Source organism: Mesorhizobium sp. WSM4829 (assembly GCF_055811475.1).
Genome location: NZ_JBVVQJ010000028.1, coordinates 79,688 through 87,824, shown reverse-complemented (window position 1 = coordinate 87,824; position 8,137 = coordinate 79,688). Strand labels below are relative to the sequence as shown.

Genomic DNA, 8,137 nt, shown 5'->3' with positions numbered 1-8,137 from the left:
CCTTGCTTGAGATCTTCAACGACCTCATTCTGGCACATCACGATGCCGTCGGGGGCCGTCCACCCCAACACGGACCCAAATGTCCGCTGCGCTCCGGTTCTCGAAACCACCACCATATGACTCGCCAGAGCGAATTTCGAAACAGTCTCTTAGGCAATCAGGCCGCGTCGCGAGCCTTTTCGATGCGCGAACGGATCGCTTCGATCATCGTCTCGCGAATGATCGTCTCGCCATGCGTCTCACGCATATGCTCGACGGCACGACGCATGATCTCGGCTTCCTCGTCGGCGCGCGTATGCCAGTCACAACCCGGAACCAGCGAGCCGCAGTGGAATTCCTTCATCGGATTTCTCCCTTTCCTCCTCGGAGTGCCGCATCTGCTCTGACACGGAAGCTCCAGCACCTTTGATCGACGCATGGTCTCTGTCGGAAACCGGTTCGGTTTTCGGGTCATGCGCTGGCCGAACCAGCATAACACGATCGGATGGTTTTGGTTGCTGCAGAGACCGAAAAAGGCGGAGCATCGCTGCTCCGCCCTCTTGACGCTACCCCGGAGGCAAGACCTCGTCTTGCTCCAGCGGGCAGGCCATCACTTCTCGATCCTGACTGCCTCGGCGATTTTGTGCTTGCCGCTCATGTCCCACGAAACGCGGACCTTTTCGCCGGCCTTCAGGCCAGGATTCTTGAAAGCCTTGGGCAGCGTAAAGGTAGATCCGTTATCCAGAACAAGGCTCATGGCCGTTCCATCGTAAGTCTTGATCGTGCCCGTGGTGTGCTTGACCGCTGCGAAGGCAGCGCCACCAGAGGCAAGAACGGCGGCAGCCGCAACCGACATAATAAGCTTGCGCATGGCATGCTCTCCTGGAAATGAAGGCACCATTTTTCGGAGGTGCCCCACTCAATCATGGGCCGTCCGGTCGCGTCGGGTCGCGGTTCCAGGGAGGCGAGAACCGCCGGCGTTTCCCGGCCCGTAACGAAAAATAGTCTTGCTTTTTCAAATGGATATTAGACGAAAAAGATATTTTGCGCGCCACATTCGCCGCCAGAATCCTGCGATTTGGACCTGATTGCGACTCACGTCCAACTCACCGAGATTTTACGGCCATTTCACCTCTGGCGGCAGGCTGGACAGGATCGCGGCAACGTTGCCGCCGGTCTTCAGCCCGAAGATGGTGCCGCGATCGTGAAGCAAGTTGAATTCGACATAGCGGCCGCGGCGAATGAGCTGTTCTTCACGGTCGCCCTCGGTCCAGTTGTCGTTGAAATTGGCCCGCACCAGATGCCCGTAGACGACGAGAAAAGTGCGCCCGACATCCTGGACGAAGTTGAAATCGGCGCTCCAGCCGCCTCTGTCCTCGTCTGAATGCAGCCAGTCGAAGAAGATGCCGCCGGTGCCGCGCGGTTCGTTGCGGTGCGGCAGATAGAAATACTCGTCGCACCAGGCCTTGAATTTCGCGTGGTCGGCGACGCCAGCGTGCTTCTCGCAGGCAAATTGCATGGCGCGGTGGAAGGCGACCGTGTCCGGGTCCTCCTGGCTGCGGCGACGGTCGAGCACCGGCGTCAGGTCGGCGCCGCCGCCGAACCATTGGCGCGAGGTGACGACCATGCGCGTGTTCATGTGCACCGCCGGCACGTTGGGGTTCCACGGATGGGCGATCAGCGAAATGCCGCTCGCCCAAAAGCGCGGGTCTTCCTCGGCGCCCGGCATCTGCTTCCTGAACTCCGGCGAGAACTCGCCATAGACCGTCGAGGTGTGGACGCCGACCTTCTCGAAGACGCGGCCGCGCATCATCGACATGGTGCCGCCGCCGCCCTTGCCGGCGTCGCGCTGCCACGGCGTCTTTTCGAAGCGGCCGGGCGACCATGAGGCCTGCGGCCCCTGCAGGTCCTGCTCGATCTGCTCGAAGGCGGCGCAGATGCGCTCGCGCAGCGTCTCGAACCACAGCCGCGCCTTCATCTTCTTCTGTTCGATGTCGGCCGGCAGCCCCGCCGGTATTTCGGGTCGTTGCAAATGCTGTCTCCGGTTGTCGGGCGTACCCCGACAAATGACTCGTCTTTTCCGGCCGCGATCCCTAATCTCTTAGGTGCAAGGGTCAAGTGTGAATGGAGTTCTTTCGTGCGCACTCCGGCAAGACCGCCGCTGGATGGCCTGAAGAAGAGGCTCGACCGTTCGCGCGCCGAGCGCGAGCGCATGCCGCGCGACGGGTTTTTGCGCGAGACCTTCGTCCTGCCGCGCTCGGATGCGCGGCTCAAGGCGAAGGAGTGGTTCGAGCGCTTTCCCAAACAGGCCTACTGGACCGAGATCGAAAGCTGGTTCGAGCGGCCGGGCGACGTCATCGAATTCACCATCAGGCGATTGCCGGCGGCGGATTAGCGAGCGACCAACAACCGCCTTGCGCCCGGGCCTTGGGCGCTCAGCCGGTCTTCCTTGTTGCGCAGCGGGCACTTGTCGATCGACATGCAGCCGCAGCCGATGCAGTCGGTCAGCCCGTCGCGCAGCTTCTTCAACTGGGCAATCTTGCGATCGAGCTGGTCGCGCCAGGCGGTTGAAAGCACATTCCAGTCCCCGCGCGTCGGCGTGCGGCCTTCAGGCAGCGATGCCAATGCCTCGCCGATCTCGGCCAGCGAGATGCCGACCTCCTGTGCCACCTTGATGATCGCCACCCGCCGCAGCACGTCGCGGCCGTAGCGCCGCTGGTTGCCTGATGTGCGGTGGCTGCGGATCAATCCGCGCGCCTCGTAGAAATGCAGCGCCGACACTGCCACCCCGCTGCGCGTGGCCACCTGGCCGACCGTCAATTCCGTCACCGCAACCATTCGAATTTTTCCGCTTGACCTCAAGTTAAGTTGAGCTTGTAACGAAGAAACCCTTGATATGCAAACCGCAGGAGAAGGCGATGTGCGCCTGGGTGAGAATGACAAGTGGCGGTGCGGTCGTCGGCGAGAAAGCCGCCATAATCGCGGCACCCACTGAAGATCTGCAAATCCTATCCGAGCTGCCGGATCGCCTCGCCGGCCACCATGGCGACGGAAAGCGCGACGTTGATGCTGCGCGCGCCGGGCTGCATCGGGATGATCAGTCGCGCATCCGCCGCCTCGTGGACAGGATCCGGCACGCCTGCGGATTCGCGTCCGAACAGGAGAATGTCGGCATCGGCGAAGGCGAAATCGGTATAGGCGGTCGCGGCTCTGGTCGACAGCAGCACCAGCCGCCGCGCTTCGCCTGTGCGCCAGTGCTCGAAGGCTTGCCAGTCGACATGCCGGGTCAGCGCCGCCATTTCGAGATAATCCATGCCGGCCCGTTTCAGCGCCCGGTCGGAGAGCGGGAAGCCGGCCGGTTCGATGATGTCGACGCCGAGACCGAGGCAAGCCGCGAAGCGCAGGATTGTCCCGGTGTTGCCGGCGATATCCGGCTGGTAGAGCGCGATGCGGAGACGGTTGTTCATTTCCGCATCCTTCTAATAAGTGGCAGATCGGCCACAACAGGTTCGCGGTTTTGGAAATTTCTGGACCGGCGGGTGGTCATTTTCTGCGAAGTCGGTTATACGCCGGGCATTGTCAACCCGAACCGATGGAGGGGTAATTCATGATGATCATGCACATCCAGCGCCCCTCATGTGGGCTTACCAGCCTGCCGGCGGTTTCGGTTCGACGATTCTCCTGACCTTTTAGATTTCGATCGCACCGATTCTTAGCCGAAACCCTTTTTCGGTCTTCGAAGGAATCCTGCGATGTTTTTCAAGCTGTCGAAGGGGCTGAACGCCCCGCCTGAGCACGCCGCTGTTCAACCCCCGCCTTTCGCTGGCCATTCACCAGCGAACAGGCCGGATTTTCTTCCCTATTTTCACATGGAGGACGGACCGATGTTCGATCCCTGCAAAATTCCCGGTTCAAGAAACCTGCACGAGCGCAGGATGGCGACCTGGGCGCTTTTGGTCGGCGAAACCTACTCGTCGGCGGTTCACGCCGAAACCCGCCGGCGCCCGCATCGCGGCATGCTGCCGGACGTCGATTTCTCGCGCGCGGTTCCCGACCGCAGCCGGCCGTCGCTGGTGCGCCGGATCATCAGGCTGATCCGCCCTGGCGCAAAAACCGGCGCGAAACTCCGGGTCGTCGACACAGCGCTGTCAGGATCGTCAAACGAGCCTGTCGGCGAAAAGCCCGCGACATCCTATATTGCGCGAAGCAGGATCGGCGGCCCGGGTGATTCCGGGACGCCGGTCCTTGCTGCCACGCGAACCATGACGCCATGCGCTCCCAGGACGCTACGCACTCCCGCGCGGCGTGAGCGAAAACGAGCATGGGAGTACCAAGACAATGTTCCGCTGGTTTGAAACAAGGCTCGATCCGTTCCCTGCCGAGGAGCCGGTCGAGCCGCCGAAGACGCTGATCGCCTTCTGCGTCCACTATACGCGCGGCGCCTGGCCCTACATCGCAATCGATGCGATGCTGGTGACGGCTATCGCCCTTGCCGAGGTGTGGATGTTCGGCTTCATGGGCCGGATCGTCGACTGGCTGTCGGTGCAGAATCGCGAGACATTCCTGCAGACCGAGGGCTGGAAGCTCGCAGGCATGGCTTTCATCGTGGTTTTCGCGCTGCCGGCGACGGTCTGGTTCCATGCGCTCCTCAACCAGCAGACGCTGATGGGCAACTATCCGATGCGTATCCGCTGGCAGGTGCATCGTTACCTGCTCAAGCAGTCGATGGCCTTCTACCAGGACGAGTTCGCCGGACGCATCGCGACCAAGCTGATGCAGACGGCACTCGCCGTGCGCGAATGCGTCATCAAGCTCATCGACGTTCTCAATTATGTCGTGGTCTATTTCCTCGGCATGCTGTTGATTGTCGGCTCGGCCGACTGGCGGCTGGCGGCACCGCTTGCCGTCTGGCTTGCCGGCTATGTCTTGCTGCTGCGCTATTTCATCCCGCGATTGGGCAAGGTCGGCGAGGAGCAGGCCAACGCGCGCTCGACGATGACCGGCCGCGTCGTCGACAGCTATTCCAACATCCAGACGGTCAAGCTGTTCTCGCATGCGCGGCGCGAGGCGTCCTTCGCCCGGGAAGGCATGGCCGGCTTTCTCGATACGGTCTACCGGTCGATGCGGCTGGTGACGCAGCTCTACGGCCTGCTCTACGTCTTGAACTCACTGCTGTTGTTTTCGGTCACTGCGATCTCGCTGTGGCTGTGGCTCGGCCAGGTGGTGACGATCGGCGCCGTCGCCCTGGTCATCGGCCTCGTGCTTCGGCTCTGGGGCATGTCGCAATGGATCATGTGGGAGATGTCCACCCTGTTCGAGAATATCGGCACGGTGCAGGACGGCATCAACTCGATCTCGCTGCCGCGCGTCGTCGAAGACAGGCCTGGCGCCAAGGACATTGTCGTGACCAAGGGCGAGATACGTTTCGAAGACATCCGCTTCCACTACGGCAAGCAGAAAGGCATGATCGAACGCCTGTCGCTGACGGTGAAGCCGGGCGAAAAGGTCGGCATCGTCGGCCGCTCGGGCGCCGGCAAGTCGACGCTGGTCAACCTTCTGTTGCGCTTCTACGACCTTGAAAGCGGCAGGATCCTGATCGACGGCCAGGAAATCGCGGCGGTGACGCAGGATTCGCTGCGCGCCCAGATCGCCATGGTCACGCAGGATACCTCGCTGCTGCATCGCTCAGTGCGCGAGAACATCCTTTATGGCCGACCGGACGCCAGCAACGAGATGCTGGTCGAGGCAGCACGCCGCGCCGAGGCGCTTGATTTCATATCAAAGCTTTCGGACGCCAGTGGCCGCACCGGTTTCGATGCGCATGTCGGCGATCGCGGCGTCAAATTGTCCGGCGGCCAGCGGCAACGCATCGCGATTGCCCGTGTCATGCTGAAGGACGCACCGATCCTCATCCTCGACGAGGCGACGTCTGCGCTGGATTCAGAGGCCGAGGCGGCAATCCAGGAGAACCTTTACAAGCTCATGCAAGGCAAGACCGTCATCGCCATCGCGCACCGGCTCTCGACCATCGCGGCGATGGACCGGCTCGTCGTCATGGACAAGGGCCGCGTCATCGAGGAGGGTTCGCATGAGCAACTCGTCGCCAGCGGCGGGCTCTATGCGCAGCTTTGGCAGCGTCAGTCGGGCGGCTTCCTGCTCGACGAGGGTGCGGCCGCCAACGATGCCATTGTGAAGGGTCAAGCAGCGGAATGATGGGCAGCAGAATGATGGGCCGCAGAATGATGGCACCAGAATGATGGCCGCCGAATGATGATTGCCGTCTATCGCTGGTTCGAGAACTGGGTCTATCCGTTCAGGGAGCCCGCGGACCTTCGGCCACCGATCAGCGTCAGCGGTTTCCTCTGGCACTATGTCGGCCAGGCGAAGGTCGCCTTCTTCGCCATGCTTGTCATCGGCGGCATTGCGCCGCTGGTCGAGGCTGGGCTGTTCTACTTCGTCGGCAGGCTGGTCGACATTCTCGACCAGATCCCGGGCGAGCGCAGCTGGGACGCGCTGTGGACTGCCGCCGGCCCCGAACTTGTCTTCATGGCCGCCGTGGTGCTGGTCATCCGCACCATCGTCGTCGGCCTGGCGGCGCTGGTCGACGAGCAGACGATCACCCCCGGCTTCTACAACCTGGTGCGCTGGCAGGCGCACCGCCATGTCTCGCGCCAGTCCTACAACTTCTTCCAGAACGATTTCGCCGGCCGCATCGCAACAAAAGTCTGGCAGGCCGGGCAGGCGACCGGCGATTTGATGCAAAGCTTCATCGAGGTCGTCTGGTTCATGGTCGTCTATACGGTGACGACGCTGGTCCTGGTCGCCGGCCTCGACTTGCGGCTGGCGGCGCTGGTGGTGATCTGGATCACCGCCTTCGGCTGGCTGGCCAGGCGCTATCTGCCGGCGATCCGCAAGCATGCCGAGCAAACCGCAGAGGCCGGTTCGATGATCACCGGCCGCTTCGTCGATTCCTACTCGAACGTGCAGACGCTGAAGCTGTTCTCCGCCGATGGCGACGACCGATACATCAGGAGCGGCTTCAATATCTATCTCGATGCGCTGCGCCCGTTCACCCGCAGGCTGACCGGCGTGCGCATGGCGCTGACGACGCTGTCGGGGATCATGATCACCGCGATCGCCTGTTTTGCCGTCTATCTCTGGATCGAAGGCTCGATCACCGTCGGCGCCGTCGCCTTCACGCTGTCGCTGGTGTTGCGGCTCAACATGCTGCTCGGCCGGCTGATGATGCAGCTCAACAGCATCCTGCGGAATCTCGGCGTGCTGGAAAACTCGAAGGCGCTGATCTCGCAGCCGCTCGGCCTGACCGATGCGCCCGACGCCAAGGAGCTTGTCGTGACCGGCGGCCGGATCGAAGTGAACAACGTCGAGTTCCACTACGGCAAGGGATTCGGCGTGCTCAACGGCATCGATCTTGTCGTGCGGCCGGGCGAGAAGGTCGGACTGGTCGGTCCGTCCGGCGCTGGCAAGACGACGCTGGCCAATCTGATCCTGCGCCTCTACGAGCTCGAGGCCGGCAAGATCACCATCGACGGCCAGGACGTCTCGAAGGTGACGCAGAATTCGCTGCGTGCCAACATCGGCGTCGTCAGCCAGGATACCGCGCTTTTCCACCGTTCCTTGCGCGACAACATCAAGCTCGGCATGCCGGAAGCAACCGACGCCGAGGTGATCGCGGCCGCGAAGAAGGCCGAGGCGCACGACTTCATCCTCGACTTGCGCGACAATCGCGATCGCCAGGGCTATGAGGCCTTTGTCGGTGAGCGCGGCGTGAAATTGTCTGGCGGCCAGCGCCAGCGCGTGGCGATCGCCCGCGTCTTCCTCAAGGACGCGCCGATCCTGATACTCGACGAGGCGACGTCGGCGCTCGATTCCGACATCGAGGCGGCCATCCAGGAAAATCTGGTGCGGCTGATGGAGAACAAGACGGTCATCGCCATCGCGCACCGGCTGTCGACCATCGCCGCACTCGATCGCCTGGTGGTGCTCGACGGCGGCCGCATCGTCGAGCAAGGCACGCATGACGAGCTGGTCGCGCTCGATGGGCTCTATGCGCGGCTGTGGAAGCGGCAGTCCGGCGGCTTCCTGTTCAACGAGGAGAGCGTGCTGGAGGAGACTCGGCCGGCGGAGTAGGGCCAGA

9 protein-coding genes are annotated in these 8,137 nt (G+C 62.5%); 4 read left to right on the top strand and 5 right to left on the bottom strand.

Features of this window, described 5'->3' with window-relative positions; translation table 11 throughout:
• Positions 1-157: 157 nt before the first annotated feature.
• From AC0L17_RS24195 to hemF, 3 genes are all read right to left on the bottom strand, one after another.
• Positions 158-343 carry a DUF1059 domain-containing protein gene (locus AC0L17_RS24195; protein ID WP_023799945.1) on the bottom strand — a complete coding sequence of 62 codons (186 nt, stop codon included), beginning with the start codon at positions 341-343 and terminating at the stop codon, positions 158-160.
• A 246-nt stretch (positions 344-589) separates the two neighbouring features.
• Positions 590-850, bottom strand: a complete 261-nt coding sequence (locus tag AC0L17_RS24190) for a DUF1344 domain-containing protein (RefSeq protein ID WP_473517654.1) — start codon at positions 848-850, stop codon at positions 590-592.
• A 246-nt stretch (positions 851-1,096) separates the two neighbouring features.
• Complete coding sequence (hemF, locus tag AC0L17_RS24185; RefSeq protein WP_473517653.1) at positions 1,097-2,011, bottom strand: oxygen-dependent coproporphyrinogen oxidase; 915 nt, start codon at positions 2,009-2,011, stop codon at positions 1,097-1,099.
• Between the two features lie 105 nt (positions 2,012-2,116).
• On the opposite strand from hemF, the gene AC0L17_RS24180 reads away from it, so the two are divergent.
• Positions 2,117-2,374: a hypothetical protein gene (locus AC0L17_RS24180; RefSeq protein WP_006202578.1), complete on the top strand. Its 258-nt coding sequence runs from the start codon at positions 2,117-2,119 to the stop codon at positions 2,372-2,374.
• Here the strand turns inward: AC0L17_RS24180 and soxR are convergent.
• Both soxR and AC0L17_RS24170 read right to left on the bottom strand, forming a co-directional pair.
• A complete protein-coding gene (gene soxR, locus AC0L17_RS24175) occupies positions 2,371-2,817 on the bottom strand; it encodes a redox-sensitive transcriptional activator SoxR (RefSeq protein WP_473508306.1) in 447 nt (148 codons plus the stop codon). The genes AC0L17_RS24180 and soxR overlap by 4 nt on opposite strands.
• Before the next feature lie 170 nt (positions 2,818-2,987).
• Entirely contained in the window at positions 2,988-3,446 is a 459-nt protein-coding gene (locus AC0L17_RS24170) for a tRNA (cytidine(34)-2'-O)-methyltransferase (protein WP_473517652.1), read from the bottom strand.
• A 417-nt stretch (positions 3,447-3,863) separates the two neighbouring features.
• On the opposite strand from AC0L17_RS24170, the gene AC0L17_RS24165 reads away from it, so the two are divergent.
• The 3 genes from AC0L17_RS24165 to AC0L17_RS24155 are packed head-to-tail and all read left to right on the top strand — an operon-like array spanning position 3,864 to position 8,130.
• Positions 3,864-4,334: a hypothetical protein gene (locus AC0L17_RS24165; RefSeq protein WP_473517651.1), complete on the top strand. Its 471-nt coding sequence runs from the start codon at positions 3,864-3,866 to the stop codon at positions 4,332-4,334.
• The gene (locus tag AC0L17_RS24160) at positions 4,318-6,192 is read left to right on the top strand and encodes an ABC transporter ATP-binding protein (RefSeq protein WP_473517650.1); all 1,875 of its coding nucleotides are present in this window, start codon (positions 4,318-4,320) and stop codon (positions 6,190-6,192) included. The genes AC0L17_RS24165 and AC0L17_RS24160 overlap by 17 nt, the downstream gene beginning before the upstream one ends.
• 54 nt (positions 6,193-6,246) lie before the next feature.
• Positions 6,247-8,130 carry an ABC transporter ATP-binding protein gene (locus AC0L17_RS24155; RefSeq protein ID WP_473517649.1) on the top strand — a complete coding sequence of 628 codons (1,884 nt, stop codon included), beginning with the start codon at positions 6,247-6,249 and terminating at the stop codon, positions 8,128-8,130.
• Positions 8,131-8,137: the final 7 nt, after the last annotated feature.

Bases quoted from the DNA above. Each gene is read 5' to 3' on its own strand.
- AC0L17_RS24195 (WP_023799945.1), bottom strand. From the start codon at position 343: ATGAAGGAATTCCACTGCGGCTCGCTGGTTCCGGGTTGTGACTGGCAT.
- AC0L17_RS24190 (WP_473517654.1), bottom strand. From the start codon at position 850: ATGCGCAAGCTTATTATGTCGGTTGCGGCTGCCGCCGTTCTTGCCTCT.
- soxR (WP_473508306.1), bottom strand. From the start codon at position 2,817: ATGGTTGCGGTGACGGAATTGACGGTCGGCCAGGTGGCCACGCGCAGC.
- AC0L17_RS24170 (WP_473517652.1), bottom strand. From the start codon at position 3,446: ATGAACAACCGTCTCCGCATCGCGCTCTACCAGCCGGATATCGCCGGC.
- AC0L17_RS24165 (WP_473517651.1), top strand. From the start codon at position 3,864: ATGTTCGATCCCTGCAAAATTCCCGGTTCAAGAAACCTGCACGAGCGC.
- AC0L17_RS24160 (WP_473517650.1), top strand. From the start codon at position 4,318: ATGTTCCGCTGGTTTGAAACAAGGCTCGATCCGTTCCCTGCCGAGGAG.
- AC0L17_RS24155 (WP_473517649.1), top strand. From the start codon at position 6,247: ATGATGATTGCCGTCTATCGCTGGTTCGAGAACTGGGTCTATCCGTTC.